Source organism: Streptomyces sp. NPDC107471 (assembly GCF_055582845.1).
This window is the reverse complement of record NZ_JBVJPC010000008.1, coordinates 247,463-265,680: the sequence shown is the minus strand read 5'-3', so window position 1 is coordinate 265,680 and position 18,218 is coordinate 247,463. Positions and strand designations below refer to the sequence as shown.

The following is an 18,218-nucleotide window of genomic DNA, read 5'->3' as shown; positions in this document are numbered from 1 at the left end:
CAACGCCGTGCGCTCGCTTAAGGTCAATGGCGTTGGCATAAGGAGGCCGCCATGCCGAAACCCGTGGTCCCGGAGGAGAAACGCCGTCGGCGCCGGCCCACCAGGAGCGGGACCGTGCTGTCCGAGGGGCTGATCGTCGAGACGGCGCTGCGCATGCTCCGCGAGCACGGCAGCACCGGGCTCACCGCCCGCCGCCTCGGCCTCGCGCTGGACGCCGACCCGAGCACGCTCTACCGCTACTTCCGCGGCATGGACGAGCTGACGCTGGCCATCGGCGACGCCCTGATCGGCCAGGCGCTGGAGGGGTGGGCGCCGACGGGGGAGTGGCGGCACGACCTGCGCGAGGTGGGCCTGCGCATCCACGCGGCGTACGTCGCCCATCCCCAGGCCGCCGTGCTGACCACCAGCAGGGTCACCGGCCGGGCCAACGAACTGGCCGCGGACGAGGCGGTCCTGGACATCCTGCGCGGGGCCGGCCTGCCCCTCCCGGAGACCGTGCGGATCTACCACGCCTTCATCGACCAGACGCTGGCCTTCGCCGCCCTGGACGCGGCGTCCTTGGCCCTGCCGAGCGCGGCGCTGGACGCCGACGAGGACAAGTGGCGCTCGACGTACGCCCACCTGCCCGCCGACCGGTACCCGAGAATCGCCGAAGCGGCCCACCTCCTGGCAACCCACATGGTGACCAGCGCGTACCCCACAGCGCTGGACATGCTCCTGGACAGCGTGGAACAGCGGATGGGAGCCGAGGGGGCGGCCGGGTCGGCGGGGCAGCTCTGAGACGGTCCCGTCAGCGGGGCACGCTCATCCCGGGCCCTCAGCGGAGTACCGCTGATGCCGCCCCCGTCACCGCGTCGGCCAGCGCCGCCAACGCCGGGGAGTCCAGTTTCCACTGCTGCCAGTACAGGGGGACGTCGACGGGGCGGTCCGGGGCCAGTGGGACCAGGCGGCCGGTCCGCAGCAGGGGGTCCGCCTGGACCTCGGGCACCATCCCCCACCCCAGTCCCAGCGCGACCGCCTCCACGAACCCCTCCGACGTGGGTACCGCGTGCCGTACCCGGCTCGCCCCGCTGAGGCCCAGCCCCCGCACGAAGCCGTCCTGGATGTCGTCGCTCCGGTCGAAGGTCACCACCGGCGCGTCGGCCAGCCCCTCCGGCGACGACCCTCCGAGCCACCGCTCGACGAATCCGGGTTCCGCGGCCGCGAGATACCGCATGCGGCCCAGCGCGCGCACCGAACAGCCCGCCACGGCCTGGGGAGAGGACGTCACCGCCGCCATCACCAGCCCCTCGCGCAACAGCTCCGCCGTACGGGTCTCGTCCTCGCGCCGGAGCTCGAAGCACAACCGCTCCCGGTCCGGCACCCGTGTCAGCGCCTCCAGGAACCAGGTCGCCAGGGAGTCGGCGTTCACCGCGACCGACACCCGGGTCACCTCTCCCTCGCCCGGCATCCCGAGCTCGGTGAGCGCGTCCCGTTCGAGGCGGGCGAGCTGGCGGGCGAACCGCACGACCACCTCGCCGGACTCGGTCGGCCGCACCGGTTTCGTGCGCACCAGCAGAACCCGCCCGGTGCGCTGCTCCAGCGCCTTCACCCGCTGGCTCACCGCCGAGGGCGTCACGTGCAGGGCGGCGGCCGCCGCGTCGAACGTGCCCTCGTCGACCACCGCGAGCAGCGTCCGCACCTGATCCAGAGGCAGTTCGGTCATCATCACGACAGCTAATGATACGTAAGAATCTTTAGCTGTACGTACAGTGATCGTCTCCGTACCGTCGACCTCATGCCCGCTGCTCTGTCCGCCGCCGCCGCTGGTTTCGGCACCGGCCTCTCGCTCATCGTCGCCATCGGCGCCCAGAACGCCTTCGTCCTGCGCCAGGGGGTCCGCCGGGACGCGGTCCTCGCCGTCGTCGGCATCTGCGCCCTGTCCGACGCCGCCCTCATCGCCCTCGGGGTCGGCGGTGTCGGGGCGGTGGTGGTGGCCTGGCCGGGCGCGCTGGCCCTGGTCGGCTGGATCGGCGGCGGGTTCCTGCTGTGCTACGGCGCCCTGGCCGCCCGCCGGGTCCTGCGGCCGGGGGAGTCGGGCCTGCGCGCGGAAGGCGAGGCGAGCGGCTCCCGCAAGCGGGCGGTGCTGACCTGTCTGGCGATGACCTGGCTCAACCCGCACGTCTACCTCGACACCGTGTTCCTGCTCGGTTCCGTGGCCGCCGACCGCGGCCCGCTGCGCTGGACCTTCGGCCTCGGCGCGGTGCTCGCGAGCCTGTGCTGGTTCGTGGCGCTCGGCTTCGGCGCCCGGCTGCTCAGCCGCTTCCTGGCGAGGCCGACGGCCTGGCGGGTCCTCGACGGACTGGTCGCCGCGACGATGATCGCCCTGGGCGCCACCCTCGTGGCCGGCGCGTGATCCCCTCCGCGACCACGACCTGGGACACCGCGTCCCGAACGCCTGGTCGATGCTGCGATAGTGAACCCTGGACCCGATAGATGTAACGAGCAACCAGGATTCGCGTGGACACCGGCGAGAGCAGCACCGAACCCCAGACACCCGCGACGCAGGAGGCGCCGCCGCCCCGGCGCGGCTGGCGCCGCTGGGCGATGGACACCCGCCCGCTGCGCATCCCGGCCTACCGCCGGCTGTGGAGCTCGACCATCGTCACGGCGGTCGGCAGCCAGCTCACCGCCGTCGCGGTGCCCAAGCAGATCTACGACATCACCGGCTCCTCGGCCTGGGTCGGCGCCGCGAGTCTGGCCGGACTGCTGCCGCTGATCGTGTTCGCGCTCTGGGGCGGCGCGGTCGCCGACACCATGGACCGCCGCAAGCTCCTGCTGATCACCAACATCGGCATCGCCGTCACCTCGGTCCTGTTCTGGCTCCAGGCGGCCGGCGGACTCGACTCGGTGGCCGTCCTCATGGTCCTGCTCGCGGTGCAGCAGGCGTTCTGGGGCCTGAACGCGCCCGCCCGCAACGCCTCCATCGCCCGACTGGTCCCCGAGGGGCAACTGCCCGCCGCCAACGCCCTCGGCTCCACCGTCATGCAGACCGGACAGGTGGTCGGCCCGCTCCTCGCGGGTGTGCTGATCCCGGTGATCGGCCTGCCCGAGCTGTACCTCGTCGACGCCCTCGCGCTGTGCGTCACGGTGTGGGCGGTGTACCGGCTGCCCTCCCTGCCGCCGCTCGCCGCCGCGAAGGCCCGCCGGGCGGGCGTGCGCGAGATCGCCGAGGGCTTCCGGTACATCTCGGCGCACAAGGTGCTGCTGCTGTCCTTCCTCGCGGACATCATCGCCATGGTCTTCGGCATGCCCCGGGCGCTGTTCCCGCAGCTCGCCTCCGAGACCTACGCCGCGTACGACGAAGGGCTCGCGCTGGGCCTGCTGTTCGCGGCCATCCCGATCGGCGCGGTGGTCGGCGGACTGTTCTCCGGCACGTTCTCCCGGGCCCGCCGGCACGGCTGGATGGTCATCGGGGCGGTCGTCGCATGGGGTGTGGCCATCACCGGGTTCGGGCTGAGCGGCAGTCTCTGGCTCGCGGTGGTGTTCCTGGCCGCCGCCGGGGTCGCCGACATGGTCTCGATGGTCTTCCGCGGGGCGATCCTGCTCTCCGCCGCCACGGACGAGATGCGCGGCCGGATGCAGGGCGTCTTCACCGTCGTCGTCGCGGGCGGCCCCCGCCTCGCCGACGTCCTGCACGGCACCGCAGGATCGGTCTTCGGTGCCCGCAGCGCGGTGGCCGGCGGCGGCCTCCTGGTCGTCGCCGTGATGCTGGCCCTGGCCTTCGCCGTGCCCGCGCTGCGCCGCTACCGGATCTGAGCCCTACAGAACCCTCCTGCGCTGCGAGCCGTACTGCTCCATGAGCTTGCCCCGGGTCGTCTCCAGGCGGTGGGCGAGGATCTCGGCCACGCTGCGCACCAGGATCATGCCGAGCTGCCGGTCCTCCTCGCACAGCCGCAGCACCGCGGCCGCGTCGAACTCGTAGGCCCGCACCGGGCTGAAGGCCTCGGCGCCGAAGTCCCACTGGTACGGCGGGAACAGCCAGGACCAGCCGAGCAGGTCGCCCGAGCCGAGTCCGGCGACGGTGACCAGGTGGTGGCTGGTCACCTGCTGGGTCAGCGAGACCGCTCCGGAGCGGATGACCCAGAAGCGGTCGGCCGTACCGCCGGCCTCGAAGATGTGGAAGTCCTCGGGGAAGGAGACCTCCCTGGCGAGCGTCATCAGGCTCTGGCGCTGCGGCTGCGGCAGTGCGGTCAGCAGTTTTATCGCTTTGGTCATGACGCGGGGCTCCTCGCCGGCGATGGATTCCGGTGTTGTGCCTACGCCCATTTCAGCGGCTGCCGCCGTCCGGGGCACCTCGGCGGATGTGAGGATCTGCGGAAGGCATGAAAAAGCCCTGGCTGGACGGGGGAGGCCAGCCAGGGCAGTCAGAGGCGGTGTCGGAGGACGGTGTGTCGACCCCGTCACCACGTATGGATGAACCGTAAACCATCCATGGCGATTTCGCGCAATCCGATCCGGGGTGCGTGACCGGTTTCACTCGGCGGACGTGCCGACCACCCGGATCGTCTCCAGCTTGCCGTCGGCGGGGTCCGGCAGGTTCATGCCCGCGGCCAGTCCGGTCCGCAGATACTCCAGCACGGGCGCGGTCAGCAGCTCACCGGGCAGCACGGCCGGGATCCCCGGCGGGTACGGCGTGATCATCTCGGCCGCGATCCGCCCGGCAGCCTCCGAGACCGGCACGTTCTCGGCCGGCCCGAAGAACGCGTCCCGGGGCAGCCTGGCCTGTTCCATCCGCAGCTCGGACGGCGGTGGCACCTCCGTCCGCGGGGCCGGGCCCAACTCCGGTGCGACCCGGGCGAGATCCCTGAGCGCCGCGAGCAACTCATCCGTCGTCGCGTCGTCGTCGCCGTGCGTGATCTGCATCCCGATACGCCGGTGGTCGTTGAGATGGGCGTCGATGTGCCGGTGCTCGTGCAGCCAGTCCGCCGCCTGGAACCCCGAGATCCCGAGCTCCGAGAGGTCGATGACGCCCGGCAGCGGGTCGAAGTCGTCGGCCAGGCCGGGCCCGCAGAAGTCGTCGCGGTCGTTGACGTGCATCCCGTCGATCTCCTCGATCGCGGCACGCACCCGGGCCGCGAGATCCAGCGCCCCGCCCATCAACTCCTTGCCGCGCAACGCCATCTGCCGGCGCCAGCCGTCCAGACCGGCGTACAGCAGCACCGACGGGCTGGTGGTGCCCAGCAGGTCGGCCCGCATCTTCAGCAGGTCCGGCGGCACCAGGTCGCCCCGCAGATGGAACACGGACCCCTGCTCCAGGCCGCTGCCCATCTTGTGGATGCTGGTCACACAGATGTCGGCGCCCGCGTCCATGGCCCAGGACGGCAGATCGGGGTGGAAGGGCAGGTGCGCCCCCCACGCCTCGTCCACGATCAACGGCACCGAACGGCGGTGGCACACCTCGGCGATGTCCCCGAGGGCCGCGCACGTGCCGTACGGGGTGGGGCTGGTGACCAGGGCGCCCTTCGCGTCCGGGTGGGCCTCGAAGGCCTGCTCGTACTCCGCGGCGGACGGCGGATGGGCGAGGTGCCGCTCGGCATCCCACCGCGGCTCCACCCAGACCGGCTCGATGCCGGACAGGATCAGCCCGGACACCACCGACTTGTGCGCGTCCCGCCCGATCAGCAGTTGCTCGTGCGGGCCCGCGACCGCCAGCATCGCCGCCTTCACGGACAGGGAACTCCCGCACGTGGTGAAGAAGGTGTGGTCGGCGTGCACGGCGTCGGCCATCAGCTCCTCGGCCCGCTCCAGCACCCGCCCCCGGGTCAGCCGGTCGTCCAGGCCGCCCGACGCGAGCACGTCCCCGAGGAAGACCGCGTCCCCCAGGACCTCCCGCACCGCCGGATCGGCCCCCCGCGCCTGCTTGTGCCCCGGGGGCGCGAAGGAGAGCTGCCCCCGGCGGTGGTAGTCGGCCAGGGCTTCCAGAACCGGTGCTCGGGTGTGATCCACAGTCATGGCCCCCGGGTGCCCGGCCCGGACGTGGGTCAATCCGGACCGCGGCGCCCGGCGGATCAGCGACTGCCCGGCCTCAACACCTCGTCCAGCACCCGGGTCACGGCCTCGTAGGCCAGGGTGCGTACGGCGGCGTCCCGGGCGCCCTGCGGATCGGAGGCCTCCAGCTCGTCGCTGCGGGCCCGCCAGGACCGCTCCTCCTCCGCCGCACAGGCCCGGGCACGCTGGATCCGGCGCAGCAGTTCATCTGAGTCCACGACATCCGTCATGCAGTGCGCGTACCCCGGGAACGCGATCGAACCGCCCGGGTTCCCGCCCGAAACGGGGAGGTTTGACCCGGCGCACACAGGTCAGCCGATTACTGGAGGCCTACGGAGGGCGCGCACCGTACAGCACGGTCACCGTGTCCGTGGGTCCGGCCGGGCCCGGCTTCTGCTTCACCGACCTGCAACGACCAGTCGATCCATTGATCAGGAGCCACGTCATGTGCGACGAGCACAGGACCGAAGCCACCCCCGAAATCTCTGTCGCACGCTGGCGCGTGAGCCCGCGGCCGTGCAGGCCCGCCGAGGCTCGCCAGGCCGTCGAGCGGGCCGTGTCCGAGCGCTGCCGCGCCACGCACACCCCGTGCGACGCGCAGGCGCTCTCGGACGCGCTGCTCGTCGCCTCGGAACTCACCACCAACGCCATCCTCCACGGTGGCGGGGTCACCGACTTCCGTGTCACCGTCGAGGGCAGGGGCGTGTGCGTCTCGGTCAGCGACCGCAGCGCCGCGCTGCCGGTCGCCAAGGAACCCGTCGATCCCCACGGCAGGTGGCACCCCGGCGGCCACGGCTGGCCGATCGTGTGCCGGCTGGCCCGCGACGTGCGCGTGACCGACCTGCCCTCGGGCGGGAAGTGCATCACCGCCGTGGTGCCCCTGAGCTAGTCCGACACCCCTGTGCAAGCCGCCGGAAAACGGAGTTCCACCGGCGGAGTTTGGGCCCCATGGAGCAGGGCAGACGCACTTTCGTGCTTCGGACCGGAGGCGCGCCAGCGGGAGCGGTATGGCTGCTGCGGGCCCCACTTCGGCGGTCCCGGCGTCTTTCCTCCCGCGGTCAGTCCCTGAACCCGTTCTTCAGGAGCGAATCCGCATGCTCACCGACACGTCGACCAGCCGTCCCTCTACGCAGGACCGTCCCACCGCTCCCGGCAGGCGGCGGCACGACGACGCCCCCGACACCATGGCCCTCTTCACCCGGCTGGCCGGGCTGGAGGACGGCCCCGAACGCGACGTCCTGCGCGACGAACTCGTCACCGCGTGGCTGCCCATGGCCCACCGCATCGCGGGCCGGTTCCGCGACCGCGGCGAGTCCATCGAGGACCTGCGCCAGGTCGCCGCCCTCGGCCTCGTGAAGGCCATCGACCGGTTCGAACCGGAACGAGGAGCCTTCGAGAGCTACGCCGTCCCCACCATCACCGGTGAGGTCAAGCGCCACTTCCGCGACCGCATGTGGGCCCTCCGGGTGCCCCGCCGCGTGCAGGAACTGCGCAACAAGGTCCGGGTGGCCCGCCGCGAGCTCACCCAGAACCCCGGATCCCCCGAACCGAGCCCCGCCGACATCGCCGCCCACACCGGCCTGACCGAGGACGAGGTCACCACCGGCCTCGAAGCCCTCGAGAGCTTCAGCACCCTCTCCCTGGACGCCGAGCTCTCGGCCGGCGACGACGGCTACAGCCTCGCCGACACCCTGGGCGGCCCCGACACCTCGTACGACGTCGTGGTCGACCGCGAGTCGGCCAAGGAGGGCCTGCGCCGGCTGCCCGAGCGCGAGCGGGCCATTCTCTACATGCGCTTCTTCGAGGACATGACCCAGAGCCGGATCGCCGACCAGCTCGGCATCTCGCAGATGCACGTCTCCCGGCTCATCAGCCGTAGCTGCGCCCGCGTGCGCGACGAGGCGCTGGCCGACCGGGCGAGGCGGCAGTCCGACGGCCCGGCCGAGGCCTGAGAACACGAGGACGGAGTCAGATGCTGATACCCGATCGCACGTTTCTGCGGCGCCTCGTCCAGGAGTACGAGGCGCTGCGGACCGAGGAGTCCGCGACGGCGGCCGAACCGAGCCCACGGGCCCGGGACCTCGCCTACACGCTCTGTGTATCCACCGGCACGCGGGACGTGCGGCTGGCCCTGGAGACGGCTCACCGTCTGCTCGGTGCCACGCCCGAACCCGCGTGACCGGCAGACTGACCGCACCCCGCGCGGCCGTCCGGCAGGACGGCGTCCGGACTTCCAGGAGGTCGACATGACCACGAGCTCCACAGCACCCACCGGTCGGATCCAGGCCAGGCGCGCGGCACGCGGTTCCGTCATGGAGGGCGCCGCCCGCGCGGGCTTCACCGCCCGCGGGGTGATCTACCTGCTGGTCGGTGTGCTGGCGTTGCAGATCGCCTTCGGCGACGGCAAGCGTCAGGCCGACCGCGGCGGCGCCCTCGCCGCCCTCGCCGACAAGCCCTTCGGATCCGTCGTCCTGTGGGCGCTGGGCATCGGACTCGTCGGCATGGCCCTGTGGCGCCTGTCGGAGGTCGTGTTCGGCTCGGTCGGCCCCGACGGCGGCAAGGCCACCAAACGCCTCCTGTCGGCGGCCCGCTGTGTCTTCTACGCGTTCGTCGCCTACTCCGTGCTGTCCTTCGCCGTCGGCTCGGGCAGTGGCGGCTCCAGCGACAAGCAGTCCAAGGACGTCACCGCGCGGGTGCTGGAGTGGCCCGCCGGGCAGTGGCTGGTGGCCGTCGCGGGCGTCGGTGTCGCGGTGGCCGGTGTGTGGATCGCCGCACAGGCGCTGCGCAGGTCCTTCCACGACAAGATGAAGCTCGGCCAGATGGGTCCGCGGGTCAGGAAGTTCGTCGACGTGACGGGCGTGGCCGGCGGAGTGGCGCGCGGTGTGGTGTTCACCGCCGCGGGCGCGTTCGCCGTCCGGGCGGCGGTCGACTACGAGCCCGAGAAGGCCAAGGGTCTCGACGACACGCTCCGCTCCTTCGCCGACACCCCGCTGGGGCCGTGGCTGCTCGTGCTGGTCGCGGTGGGGCTGGTGCTGTTCGGGGTGTTCTCGTTCGCGATGGCTCGCTGGCGGCGGGTCTGAGCCGCGGGTCACGGGGAACCCGGGGTTCATGAACGAACCCGAGCTTCCGCCCGACGGTAGGCCCGTGGACGTCTACCTGGACCTTCTGCGCATCCGTATGGCCTCGGACGACTACGAGCTCCTGCTCAGCGTGGTCCGTCCGGTCCTGCGGGCGATCGACGAACATCAGTTGCCCGCCCTGGACTTCGCGCTCGAGGACAGCCAGCAGGACGGGCTGCCCCAGGAGATCCGCGACGAGGCCGCCCTGGTCATCGCCACGGCGGTGACCGGCCGCATGGACAACAAGGTGATCGAACTCCATGTCGACGACACCACCAGCCCGATCCGGGTGGTCACCGACGCGGACACGGCCTCCGATCCGGTCCGCCTCGGTGAGATAGCCGACTACATCCGCGAACGCCGGCGGCTCGACGACGAGTTGCGCGGCATCGCCGAGGTGAGCGGTCTGCCCACGGATCTGTGAGCGCCCTATCGTCCGGGCGCCGCGACCGGCACGTCCAGCGGCCGGGCCAGACCCACCAGGGTCTCGTCCAGTCGCTGGACGTGCCGCAGCACGCGGTCGGTGACCCGGCCGAAGCGCGGGGTGCCGGGCACCTCGGACTCCAGGAGCGAGGCGATGCTCGGCCCGGTCTCGACCCGGGCCGTGGAGTGCTCGTCGGCGACATGCGCGGCGATGGCCGCGATGTTCTCCCCGATGCGCCGGCCGGCCCTGCGCAGCCGGGGATCGGCCGCGATCGAGGGGTGCGTGGGCAGCAGTTCCGCCGTGGCCGCCAGTGAGCGCGCGTGGTACGCGCAGGTCTCCAGGAGCGCCACGACGTAGCGGGCCGTGTCCCGCCGGGCCCGCAGCGGCGTGATCGGGTGGGTGAGCGGCTGGGTGGCCGCCCGCAGGTCCGCCAGCGCCTGGTCCAGGTCGCGCGCCCGGTCGAGCAGCTCCTCGGGGGTTCCGCCGCTGAGCTGGTCCACGGCGGCCTCGGTGACCTCGTCGAGCCGCTCCAGGACGGTGACGAGCAGGTCGTTCGTACGGCGGTCCGTGCGCACCGGCAGGACGAAGGCCGCCGCGATCACCCCGCAGGCCGCGCCGAGCGCGGTCTCCTCCACGCGCAGCACCAGCACCGAGAGGCTGTAGGTGTGCAGCAGCGTGTAGAGCAGCCCCAGCGCCGCGGTGACGAAGAACGACATCAGCGTGTAGGAGAGCGGCGCGGTGTAGAACATCGCGAACACCAGCACCAGCACCAGGGCGAACGCCGTCCAGGTGTGCTGCCCGACGGCTCCCGCGAGCACGATCCCGGCCAGCACACCGAGGACGGTGCCCACCAGCCGGCGATAGCCCTTGACCAGGATCTCGCCCGTGGACGCGGTGTTGATGAAGACGATCCAGCAGGTGAGCACGGCCCAGTACCAGCGCTGGCTGGAGAGGAACTCGCCGCCGACGATGGCCAGCGCGGACCCCACGGCGACCTGCACCGCGGCCCGCGTGGTGGGCCGCCGGAGCCCCGTGAGCTCCTCCTGCGCCCCGCCGTCCTCCTCGGCCGCGTCGATGACGGCGTCCTCGGCGTCCAGCTCCTCACGGGAGCGGGCCGTGGCGGGGGAGTCGTCCGACTCGTCCTGCGGGCCGTCCAGGGCGATCCTGAGGCCGAGGACCGCGCGGGCGGCCTCGCCGACGCCCCGGAAAACGTCCTGGACGGCGGCCGGTGCGGGCGGCAGGTTCTCCTCCTCGCGGTAGCCGAGGAGCCGGTTGCGGACCTGGGACAGGGCCGTGCCGGACCTGGCGGCGACCGGGCGCAGCACCAGCAGCCGCAGGGCCTCCAGATCGCGGCGCACCCGGTTCATCGCCTCGTCCCGGCCGGGCATCCGGTCCGCCCGCGGGGCCGGCGCGCCCGGCAGATGCAGCGTGAGGGTGTCGGCGCGCTCGGAACTGCGGGCCGTCAGCAGGAGCAGACCGAGCCGCTCGGCGGCGATCTCGGCGTCCGCGACGCGCCGCTGCACGAGCCGCGCCGCGGCCGCGTCGGAGGTCCCCTCCTCAAGCCGCCCCTGGATCATCAGCGCGGTCTCGTGCAGCCGCGCGGTCCCCTCGCGTACGTCCTTCAGCGCCGCGTCGATCTCCTCGGGCCCCGCGTCCAGCAGCGCGAGCTGCGCGGACACGAGCTGGGCCAGCCGGACCCGGAAGGCCTCCCGCAGGCGCTCCAGCAGGCCCGCGGGGGTCTCCGGCACCAGCAGGAAGCGGGCCGCCGCGCTGCACAGGAAGGCGACGCCGAGGACGCCGTACAGCTCCGGCAGGCCGGAGACGGTGGCGCCGACGAACAGGGACACGAAGTAGACCTGGAAGCCGATCAGGCCGAGTGCGGTGCCCCGGTCGCCGAAGCGGCGGCTGTAGACCGCGCAGAAGATCAGCGCGACGAAGAACAGGTCGCCGGCCAGGACGCGGGAGCTCAGCAGAGCCCCGAGAGACATCGAGACCAGGGCCACCGGGAGGCCCAGGGCCAGGGTGACGGCCTGCGGGGCGCGCTGCTTCTCCCGGATGGCGAAGGTCGCGACCATCGCCGCGATGGCGCCCGCCACCAGGTGCGGGACGCTGACCCCCAGCACGCCGAGCACGACCAGCGTGAGCGCGATCGCCCCCACCGTGCGCAGACCGGCGGCCAGGCGCAGCAGCCCCGGGTCCGACGCGGCGACCCGATCGCGCAGCCTCGCTGTGTTCACTCCGCCGTACTCACTCCCGTGTCACGTCATGATCCGTTTCCAGCATGGCACGGCGGGGTGGATCACTCGCCCCCGGCCTCCGCGAGGGTGTGGGCGACCAGCGCGTTGGCGTGCCCGTGGCCCAGCCCGTGCTCGGTCTTCAGCCAGGCGACCAGCTCCATGTGCCGGGTCAGCGGCGAGGAGCGGACGAGCTCCTGCCACTCGGCGATCGGGCGGCCGTACTTCTTCTCGATGGACGGGAAGTAGCTCGCGGGGCCCTTCACGGTCTCGGCCATGGCGGTGTCCTCTCGGTGGCGATGTGCTGTCCCTCATGAGACCGCCGACCGGCACGGAACCGATCGGCGACTCTAAGTGACGTGCGCCACACCTACTGGTCGAGCTGTCCTGTCCCCTCGACCTGGGCCCGGACCTGCTCCGGCGTCAGATACGCGTCCGTGTACTCGAAGTCCTTCAGCTTGGCGGGCTTGCGGGCCTGGAAGCCGGTGCGCACGAAGTCGTCGCCGGCGACGGCGTTGAGCGTCCAGTTCGTCGCCACGCGGACCTTGGCGACATTGGTGCGCAGCGCGGCCCAGTGGTAGCCGCGGGCCGCGAACTGGGCGGGCAGGCCGCGCAGTTCGATGCCGAGCGGCTTGGAGACGGCGTCCGTTCCGCCGAGGTCGACGACCAGGCCGAGGTCCTTGTGGACGTACGGCTTCAGCGCCTGGCCCCGCAGCGTCGCGATGACGTTGTCGGCGACCGTCTTGCCCTGGCGCATGGCGTGTTGGGCGGTGGGCGGGCAGATCGCGCTGTCGTCGTCCTTGGCCTTGTCGGGGACGGCGGCGGAGTCGCCGAGCGCGAAGACGCCGTCGTGGCCCGGCAGGGTCATCTCGGCGTTCACCGCGAGCCGCCCGCGAATCGTTTCCGCGCCGAGCGTGGCGATCAGCGGACTGGCGACGACCCCGGCCGTCCAGATCAGGGTCCGGGTCGGGACCACCCGGCCGTCGGTGAAGGTGACCTCGTCGGGGCCCGCCTTCGCGATGGAGACCCCGAGCGACACGTCGATGCCGCGCCGGCGCAGGATCTCCTGTGCGCTGCGGCCCAGCTTGTCGCCCAGTTCCGGCATCAGCTTCGGGGCGATGTCGATCAGATGCCACTTGATCAGCGACGGGTCGATGCGCGGGTAGCGCTTGACCGCCGCGTGGGTCAGCTTCTGCAGACAGGCGGCGGTCTCGGTGCCGGCGTAGCCACCGCCGACCACCACGAACTGCAGCCGGGCCGCCCGCTCGGCCGGGTCGTGGCTGGCGTCCGCGAGGTCGAGCTGGGAGATGACGTGGTCGCGGATGTAGGCGGCCTCGGCGAGGGTCTTCATGCCGAAGGCGTGCTCGGTGAGACCGGGGATGTCGAAGGTACGGGTGATGCTTCCGGGGGCCAGCACGATGTAGTCGTACGGCTCGTTGACGATCTCGTCGGTGATGGTGCGGATCACGCAGACCTTGGACTTGAGGTCCACGCCGATCGCGCCACCCGGGATGATCCGGGTGCGGTACCTCTTGCTGCGGCGCAGGGAGACGGCGATCGACTGGGGCGTCAGGACACCCGAGGCGACCTGGGGCAGCAGGGGGAGGTAGAGCTGGTAGGCGAACGGCGTCACCAGGGTGACGTCGGCTTCGTCCGGGGAGAGCTTCCGCTCCAGCCGGCGCACGCATTCGACACCGGCGAAGCCGGCGCCGACCACCAGGATCCTGGGTCGTGTCACGGTGTTCATCCCTTTCTGCGGCTCCAGGCGGTCTGCCTCGAACGCCCTTCGTGTGCCCGTGCGGGCGCGACGAATGCGTCGATGACCACCTTGCCCGTCCTGGCTTGAAAGTGCACCGGGAGAAAGGTGAAGGAGGTGCGCGGACCGGACGCGGGGAAACCGCTTGTGAGGGTGCCGGTCGCCGAATGCGTGTGCGGCAGAAGGGTATTGGGTGCTGTGGGCCCGCCCGCACCGAGGAGGCGGGATCCACGCAGCGCTCGGGAGGGAAGGAGCAGCGTGACCACCGACAGAATCTGGTCGTACGCGCCGGACAGCGGATACGTCGAGGGACAGGACCTGACGGACTTCAGCGTCGTCGCGAGCGACGGCACGATCGGACACGTGGACCGGGAGGCGGCCCCCGACGGCCTGGCGCACCTCGTCGTCGACACCGGGGTCTGGATCTTCGGCCGCAGTGTGCTGGTCCCGGTGGGCGTCGTCACCCGGGTCGACACCGAGGCCCGGCGGATCACGCTGGCCTGCACCGGGTCGGAGGTGAAGGCGGCCCCCCGTTTCCGCACCGACAGCGAGACCAGGGACCGTGAGTACCTCGCGGCGGTCGGCGCCTACTACCTGGGGCTCACGGCCACCGCCTGACGCGAGCGGGGCGGGTCACCACGGCAGGAAGACGTGCACGTCCTTGCCGCGCTCGTCCGTCACCACGCTGACCTGGTCGCACAGCGCGTGGACCAGGTGCCAGCCGATGCCGCCGCCGCCCGTGCGCGGATCGAAGGAACGGGGGGCCGGCGGTGTCGGGTTGGTGTCGCGCAGCGTCACGTGCACGCCGTCGAAGGTGCGGCGCATGCGCAGCACGAAGGGCCCGGGGGCGTACTGGACGGCGTTGGCCGCGAGTTCCGTGACCACGAGCAGGATGTCGTCCCAGTGCTCAGGGGTCGCGGGCGGCACGCTCTCGCCGAGTTCGTCCAGGAATTCTTCAGCGGCGAGCCGCGCACCCGTCACGCATTGCGGCTCGCCCGCGAAACGGGTGGTGCGGCTCGGAATCGCCTCGGAAGTCAGTGTCTCGTCCCAATGCGGCTCGGTGCCGAGCCGCTCTCACGGCCCGGCGTCAGCGGGTTGTCGTACTCTCTCACGTCGCCAATGAGCCGTGTTCCCGAGGGCAGGCCGCCCAATCGTCCTCACCTTCGGGAACGCGCTCGGCGGGCGAGGTTTCACCGGAACACGTTGTCCGAGTCGTCCCAGCTCAGCAAGTCCTCCGTCGAGCTGCGCCGGGCACCGGCCGAGCGGGCCTGGTACATCGCGTCGATCTCGGCCGCGTACCGGCGCACGATCTCGTCCCGGCGCAGCTTCATCGACGGCGTCAGCAGGCCGTTGGCCAGGTCGAACGGCTCGGGCAGCACACGGAACACCCGGATCGACTCCGAGCGCGAGACCGTGCTGTTGGCGGCGGCCACCGCCCGCGCGATCTCCTCCCGCAGCGCGTTCTCCTCCCGGGCCTCGCGCGCCGAGGGGTCCTGCTGGGCCACCAGCACTCCGCGCCAGTGCGCCAGGAACACCGGGTCCAGGGTGAGCAGGGCGCCCACGCAGGGCCGGTTGTCGCCCACCACCACGGCCTGGTGGACGAGCGGATGCATCCTCAGCCGGTGCTCCAGGGCGGCCGGGGCCACGCTCTTGCCGCTGGCGGTGACGATGATGTCCTTCTTGCGGCCGGTGATCGTCAGATAGCCGTCGGCGTCCAGCCTGCCGAGGTCCCCGGTCGCCAGCCAGCCGCCGTACAGCGCGGCCCGGGTCGCGGCCTCGTCGTTGACATAGCCCTGGAAGACCGACGGCCCGCGCACCAGGATCTCCCCGTCGTCCGCCACCCGGAGATCCACGCCCGGCAGCGGACGGCCCACGGTCCCGGACTTCTCCCGGCCCAGCGGCTGCATGGTGATGCCGCCGCAGGTCTCCGTGAGGCCGTACCCGTCGTGGACGTAGATCCCGATGCCCTCGTAGAAGAGGGAGAGTTCACGGTTGAGGGTGGAGCCGCCCGAGGTGGCCCGGCGGGCCCGGCCGCCCAGCGCGGCCCGCAGTCTGCGGTACACCGTCCGCTCGTACAGGGCGTGCTGGAGCCGCAGGTCGAACCCGGGGCCGGGGCCCTCGCCCAGCCGCTGCCGCTCGCACGCCAGGGCGAAGTCGCGGGCCGTGTCGGCGGCCCGCTCGAACAGCGCGCCGCGGCCCGCCTGCTGGGAGGCGCGCAGGAAGTTCTTGTAGATCTTCTCGAACACCGAGGGCACGGCGTAGAAGTAGGTGGGGCGGAAGGACTGCAGGGAGGCCGCCAGCGCCTCCTCGCCGAGGTCGGGCTCGTGGGCCATGAGCAGACCGCCGCGGATGCACACGCCCTGGATCATGAGGCCGTACACATGGGAGAAGGGCAGGAAGGCGAGGACCGACGGCTGCTCCCCGGGGGCCGCCGTGATCTGGCGCCAGCCTTCGAGGAGGGTGTCGACCGGGCTCGCGAGGCCGCTGTGGCTGAGGGCGCAGCCCAGCGCGTGGCCGGTGGTGCCGGAGGTGTAGGCGACGACCGCCGTGGAGTCGGGCAGCACGATCCGGCGCAGCGACTCGACCGTGGCGAGCGGGATGGTCCGGCCCCGCTCCGTCAGGTCCGCCAGCGCGTCCGCGTCGAGCTGCCAGACGTGCCGCAGCCGGGGCAGCGAGGCGCACACCGAGCCGACCGTCATGACCGCCTGCTCGTCCTCCACCACCACGCCCACACAGGCGGCGTCGCGCAGGATCCACTCGACCTGCTCGCGGGAGGACGTCGGATAGATCGGGACGACCTCGGCGCCGACCGTCCACAGCGCGTAGCTGAGGACCGTCCACTCGTAACGGGTGCGCGCCATGATCGCCACCCGGTGGCCGGGCGAGATCCCGGAGGCGACCAGTCCCTTCGCGAGATCCACGATCTCGTCCCGCAGTTGGACGGCCGTGACCTTCTGCCAGCCTCCCGAGGAGCCCTCGGGGCGGCGGGCCAGCACCGGCAGGGCGGGCTCCAGCTCCGCCCGCTCGAACACACTGTCGGCCAGACCGCCGCTGGAGCGCGAGAGGGTCCGGGGAGCGAGGGCGAAGTCGCGCATGCGCTGCTCCTGACGTGTACGAGCTGTGACTGCGCGGACGAGCTGGGTCAACCGCGGTGCTCGAATCTAGCCCAGGCGCGAGCGAGTGGTACCTGGAATACGGAAGTAAGCGGTCACCCGTGATCTCGTCGAGATCGGGGCACTCGGACCGCATGAGTTACACGAACCCCGATCCCGAACCCGAGCGCACCACCGGACTGGAACCGGGCGGCGGCGTACCCCCGGGCGAGACCCCGCCCGCCGAGAGCAGCATGCCCGAGGCCGGCCCCCGGGAGACGCACGCCCCGACCAGGGGCTGGGCCAAGGGGCCGCTGGCCCTGATCCTGCTCCTGGTCGTCCTCGTCGCCGCGTTCTTCCTGGTGTACGCGATCGTCCTGGCCCTGTGAGACCTACGACTGGGTCAGCTTCACGCACTCGGTGACCACGCTCCGCAGGCTGCCGGTGCGCTCCAGCAGGTCACGCTGCACCCGGGCGCCGTTGCCGTGCCGCAGCAGTTCGGCGCAGGACGCTCGGGCCTGCTCCAGGTCGCCGCTGTCGGCCAAGGCGTCCTCGATGTGCTCCAGCAGGGCCCGCACCACCGTCTCCGCGGGCATCCGGTGCATGGTCGCCGGGTGGAGCAGCTCCTCGGACAGCCCCGAGCGGGCGGCCCGCCAGGCCGCGAGGCGCAGCAGGCTCACGCTGTGCGTCACCGGTTCCCGCTCCGCCCGCCAGTCGCGCGCGGCCGTCTCCACCAGCCCGCGGGCGAGGGTCGCGAGCAGCGCCGCGGTGTCCGCCTGCAGACAGACGTCCGAGACCCGGATCTCCACCGTCGGGAAGTTCCGGGACAGCCGGGCGTCGAAGTAGATCATTCCCTCGTCCAGGATGACGCCGGTCGCCACCATGTCCGCGACCCGCCGGTGATAGCGCTCCGCCGAGCGGAAGGGCTCGGTCGGGCCGGCCGACGGCCAGCGCTGCCACACCCGGCTGCGGTAACTGCTGTAACCGGTGTCCTTGCCCTGCCAGAAGGGCGAGTTGGCGCTCATCGCGGCCAGCACGGTCAGCCAGGGCTGGATGCGGTCGACGACGGCGACGGCCTCCTCGTCCGACTCCACGGACACATGCACATGACAGCCCATGACGAGCTGCTCCTGGGTGGCGATGCCGTACTGATCCGCCATCCACTGGTAGCGCCGGCCGACCCCCACGGAGGGGCTGACGGGCAGCGGGGAGGTGGCCAGCGAGGCCACCGCACAGCCGCTGTCACCGGCCAGCCGGGCGGCCTCCTTGCGGCAGCGCCCGATCTCCGCGCGGAGTTCGTCCATGCTCGACTGCGGGTGGGTGGCGAACTCCACCATCTGGTTGTGCAGTTCCTTCTCGAAGACGTCCTGGTCCTGCTCGTCCTGCTCGGCCCGCGCGAGTACGGCCGCGGACAGTGCCTGCGGCTCGCCGGTCTCGGGGTCGACCAGGAGGAGTTCCTCCTCCACTCCCACGGTGCGCACGTGATGCAGCCCTTTCTGTGGCCCTCGGCGACGACGAGGATGCTGGTTCTCGTACGACCCCGACTGCCCCTTGGGGGCCGGT

20 protein-coding genes are annotated in these 18,218 nt (G+C 72.0%); 10 read left to right on the top strand and 10 right to left on the bottom strand.

Translation table 11 applies throughout. The features are described 5' to 3' along the window. Positions 1-51 precede the first annotated feature (51 nt). Positions 52-780 (top strand): TetR/AcrR family transcriptional regulator, encoded by a 729-nt coding sequence (locus tag ACZ66S_RS27035; protein ID WP_469904118.1) that lies wholly within the window; start codon positions 52-54, stop codon positions 778-780. A 37-nt stretch (positions 781-817) separates the two neighbouring features. On the opposite strand, the gene ACZ66S_RS27030 is transcribed toward ACZ66S_RS27035, so the two are convergent. After that, positions 818-1,708 carry a LysR family transcriptional regulator ArgP gene (locus ACZ66S_RS27030; protein WP_469904336.1) on the bottom strand — a complete coding sequence of 297 codons (891 nt, stop codon included), beginning with the start codon at positions 1,706-1,708 and terminating at the stop codon, positions 818-820. A gap of 69 nt (positions 1,709-1,777) precedes the next feature. On the opposite strand from ACZ66S_RS27030, the gene ACZ66S_RS27025 reads away from it, so the two are divergent. Together ACZ66S_RS27025 and ACZ66S_RS27020 are read left to right on the top strand one after the other, a co-directional pair. Then, positions 1,778-2,395: a LysE/ArgO family amino acid transporter gene (locus ACZ66S_RS27025; RefSeq protein ID WP_469904117.1), complete on the top strand. Its 618-nt coding sequence runs from the start codon at positions 1,778-1,780 to the stop codon at positions 2,393-2,395. 104 nt (positions 2,396-2,499) lie between these two features. Then, positions 2,500-3,798 carry an MFS transporter gene (locus tag ACZ66S_RS27020; RefSeq protein ID WP_469904116.1) on the top strand — a complete coding sequence of 433 codons (1,299 nt, stop codon included), beginning with the start codon at positions 2,500-2,502 and terminating at the stop codon, positions 3,796-3,798. A gap of 3 nt (positions 3,799-3,801) precedes the next feature. Here ACZ66S_RS27020 and ACZ66S_RS27015 read toward each other — a convergent pair whose 3' ends face one another. The 3 genes from ACZ66S_RS27015 to ACZ66S_RS27005 all read right to left on the bottom strand — a co-directional run bounded on the left by ACZ66S_RS27015 (position 3,802) and on the right by ACZ66S_RS27005 (position 6,260). Then, a complete protein-coding gene (locus ACZ66S_RS27015) occupies positions 3,802-4,257 on the bottom strand; it encodes a cyclic nucleotide-binding domain-containing protein (protein WP_469904115.1) in 456 nt (151 codons plus the stop codon). Between the two features lie 258 nt (positions 4,258-4,515). Continuing rightward, positions 4,516-5,994: an aminotransferase class I/II-fold pyridoxal phosphate-dependent enzyme gene (locus ACZ66S_RS27010; protein WP_469904114.1), complete on the bottom strand. Its 1,479-nt coding sequence runs from the start codon at positions 5,992-5,994 to the stop codon at positions 4,516-4,518. Positions 5,995-6,050: 56 nt separating this feature from the next. Next, on the bottom strand, positions 6,051-6,260 hold the full coding sequence (locus ACZ66S_RS27005; protein ID WP_469904113.1) for a hypothetical protein: 210 nt from the start codon (positions 6,258-6,260) through the stop codon (positions 6,051-6,053). A gap of 215 nt (positions 6,261-6,475) precedes the next feature. Here ACZ66S_RS27005 and ACZ66S_RS27000 point away from each other — a divergent pair, with 215 nt between their 5' ends. The 5 genes from ACZ66S_RS27000 (at position 6,476) to ACZ66S_RS26980 (ending at position 9,573) form a co-directional block, all read left to right on the top strand. Continuing rightward, entirely contained in the window at positions 6,476-6,919 is a 444-nt protein-coding gene (locus ACZ66S_RS27000) for an ATP-binding protein (protein ID WP_469904112.1), read from the top strand. A 205-nt stretch (positions 6,920-7,124) separates the two neighbouring features. Further along, entirely contained in the window at positions 7,125-7,982 is an 858-nt protein-coding gene (locus ACZ66S_RS26995) for a SigB/SigF/SigG family RNA polymerase sigma factor (RefSeq protein ID WP_469904111.1), read from the top strand. Positions 7,983-8,002: 20 nt separating this feature from the next. Next, a complete protein-coding gene (locus ACZ66S_RS26990) occupies positions 8,003-8,209 on the top strand; it encodes a DUF5133 domain-containing protein (RefSeq protein ID WP_469904110.1) in 207 nt (68 codons plus the stop codon). Between the two features lie 67 nt (positions 8,210-8,276). Then, positions 8,277-9,110, top strand: coding sequence for a DUF1206 domain-containing protein (locus ACZ66S_RS26985; protein ID WP_469904109.1), 834 nt, complete (start codon positions 8,277-8,279; stop codon positions 9,108-9,110). Positions 9,111-9,138: 28 nt separating this feature from the next. Then, a complete protein-coding gene (locus tag ACZ66S_RS26980; RefSeq protein ID WP_469904108.1) occupies positions 9,139-9,573 on the top strand; it encodes a hypothetical protein in 435 nt (144 codons plus the stop codon). Between the two features lie 5 nt (positions 9,574-9,578). Here the strand turns inward: ACZ66S_RS26980 and ACZ66S_RS26975 are convergent, their stop codons facing one another. The 3 genes from ACZ66S_RS26975 to ACZ66S_RS26965 form a co-directional block, all read right to left on the bottom strand. Beyond that, positions 9,579-11,810: an FUSC family protein gene (locus ACZ66S_RS26975; protein ID WP_469904107.1), complete on the bottom strand. Its 2,232-nt coding sequence runs from the start codon at positions 11,808-11,810 to the stop codon at positions 9,579-9,581. 62 nt (positions 11,811-11,872) lie between these two features. Further along, a complete protein-coding gene (locus ACZ66S_RS26970; protein WP_469904106.1) occupies positions 11,873-12,085 on the bottom strand; it encodes a DUF4287 domain-containing protein in 213 nt (70 codons plus the stop codon). 92 nt (positions 12,086-12,177) lie between these two features. Next, positions 12,178-13,554 (bottom strand): NAD(P)/FAD-dependent oxidoreductase, encoded by a 1,377-nt coding sequence (locus ACZ66S_RS26965; RefSeq protein ID WP_469904105.1) that lies wholly within the window; start codon positions 13,552-13,554, stop codon positions 12,178-12,180. A gap of 267 nt (positions 13,555-13,821) precedes the next feature. Between ACZ66S_RS26965 and ACZ66S_RS26960 the strand changes: the two genes are divergently transcribed. After that, a complete protein-coding gene (locus tag ACZ66S_RS26960) occupies positions 13,822-14,181 on the top strand; it encodes a PRC-barrel domain containing protein (RefSeq protein WP_469904104.1) in 360 nt (119 codons plus the stop codon). A gap of 15 nt (positions 14,182-14,196) precedes the next feature. Here ACZ66S_RS26960 and ACZ66S_RS26955 read toward each other — a convergent pair whose 3' ends face one another. Together ACZ66S_RS26955 and ACZ66S_RS26950 are read right to left on the bottom strand one after the other, a co-directional pair. Continuing rightward, a complete protein-coding gene (locus tag ACZ66S_RS26955) occupies positions 14,197-14,601 on the bottom strand; it encodes an ATP-binding protein (protein ID WP_053848058.1) in 405 nt (134 codons plus the stop codon). A 152-nt stretch (positions 14,602-14,753) separates the two neighbouring features. Further along, positions 14,754-16,658: an AMP-dependent synthetase/ligase gene (locus ACZ66S_RS26950; protein ID WP_469904103.1), complete on the bottom strand. Its 1,905-nt coding sequence runs from the start codon at positions 16,656-16,658 to the stop codon at positions 14,754-14,756. A gap of 152 nt (positions 16,659-16,810) precedes the next feature. Here ACZ66S_RS26950 and ACZ66S_RS26945 point away from each other — a divergent pair, with 152 nt between their 5' ends. Then, positions 16,811-17,044 (top strand): DUF6480 family protein, encoded by a 234-nt coding sequence (locus ACZ66S_RS26945; protein ID WP_469904102.1) that lies wholly within the window; start codon positions 16,811-16,813, stop codon positions 17,042-17,044. 3 nt (positions 17,045-17,047) lie between these two features. On the opposite strand, the gene ACZ66S_RS26940 is transcribed toward ACZ66S_RS26945, so the two are convergent. Next, positions 17,048-18,136, bottom strand: a complete 1,089-nt coding sequence (locus ACZ66S_RS26940; protein ID WP_469904101.1) for a glutamate--cysteine ligase 2 — start codon at positions 18,134-18,136, stop codon at positions 17,048-17,050. Positions 18,137-18,218: the final 82 nt, after the last annotated feature.

What these genes read in the sequence shown, in the direction of transcription:
- ACZ66S_RS27035 (WP_469904118.1), top strand. Translation starts at nt 52, where the DNA reads ATGCCGAAACCCGTGGTCCCGGAGGAGAAACGCCGTCGGCGCCGGCCC.
- ACZ66S_RS27030 (WP_469904336.1), bottom strand. Translation starts at nt 1,708, where the DNA reads ATGATGACCGAACTGCCTCTGGATCAGGTGCGGACGCTGCTCGCGGTG.
- ACZ66S_RS27025 (WP_469904117.1), top strand. Translation starts at nt 1,778, where the DNA reads ATGCCCGCTGCTCTGTCCGCCGCCGCCGCTGGTTTCGGCACCGGCCTC.
- ACZ66S_RS27015 (WP_469904115.1), bottom strand. Translation starts at nt 4,257, where the DNA reads ATGACCAAAGCGATAAAACTGCTGACCGCACTGCCGCAGCCGCAGCGC.
- ACZ66S_RS27010 (WP_469904114.1), bottom strand. Translation starts at nt 5,994, where the DNA reads ATGACTGTGGATCACACCCGAGCACCGGTTCTGGAAGCCCTGGCCGAC.
- ACZ66S_RS27005 (WP_469904113.1), bottom strand. Translation starts at nt 6,260, where the DNA reads ATGACGGATGTCGTGGACTCAGATGAACTGCTGCGCCGGATCCAGCGT.
- ACZ66S_RS27000 (WP_469904112.1), top strand. Translation starts at nt 6,476, where the DNA reads ATGTGCGACGAGCACAGGACCGAAGCCACCCCCGAAATCTCTGTCGCA.
- ACZ66S_RS26995 (WP_469904111.1), top strand. Translation starts at nt 7,125, where the DNA reads ATGCTCACCGACACGTCGACCAGCCGTCCCTCTACGCAGGACCGTCCC.
- ACZ66S_RS26990 (WP_469904110.1), top strand. Translation starts at nt 8,003, where the DNA reads ATGCTGATACCCGATCGCACGTTTCTGCGGCGCCTCGTCCAGGAGTAC.
- ACZ66S_RS26985 (WP_469904109.1), top strand. Translation starts at nt 8,277, where the DNA reads ATGACCACGAGCTCCACAGCACCCACCGGTCGGATCCAGGCCAGGCGC.
- ACZ66S_RS26980 (WP_469904108.1), top strand. Translation starts at nt 9,139, where the DNA reads ATGAACGAACCCGAGCTTCCGCCCGACGGTAGGCCCGTGGACGTCTAC.
- ACZ66S_RS26970 (WP_469904106.1), bottom strand. Translation starts at nt 12,085, where the DNA reads ATGGCCGAGACCGTGAAGGGCCCCGCGAGCTACTTCCCGTCCATCGAG.
- ACZ66S_RS26965 (WP_469904105.1), bottom strand. Translation starts at nt 13,554, where the DNA reads ATGAACACCGTGACACGACCCAGGATCCTGGTGGTCGGCGCCGGCTTC.
- ACZ66S_RS26950 (WP_469904103.1), bottom strand. Translation starts at nt 16,658, where the DNA reads ATGCGCGACTTCGCCCTCGCTCCCCGGACCCTCTCGCGCTCCAGCGGC.
- ACZ66S_RS26945 (WP_469904102.1), top strand. Translation starts at nt 16,811, where the DNA reads ATGAGTTACACGAACCCCGATCCCGAACCCGAGCGCACCACCGGACTG.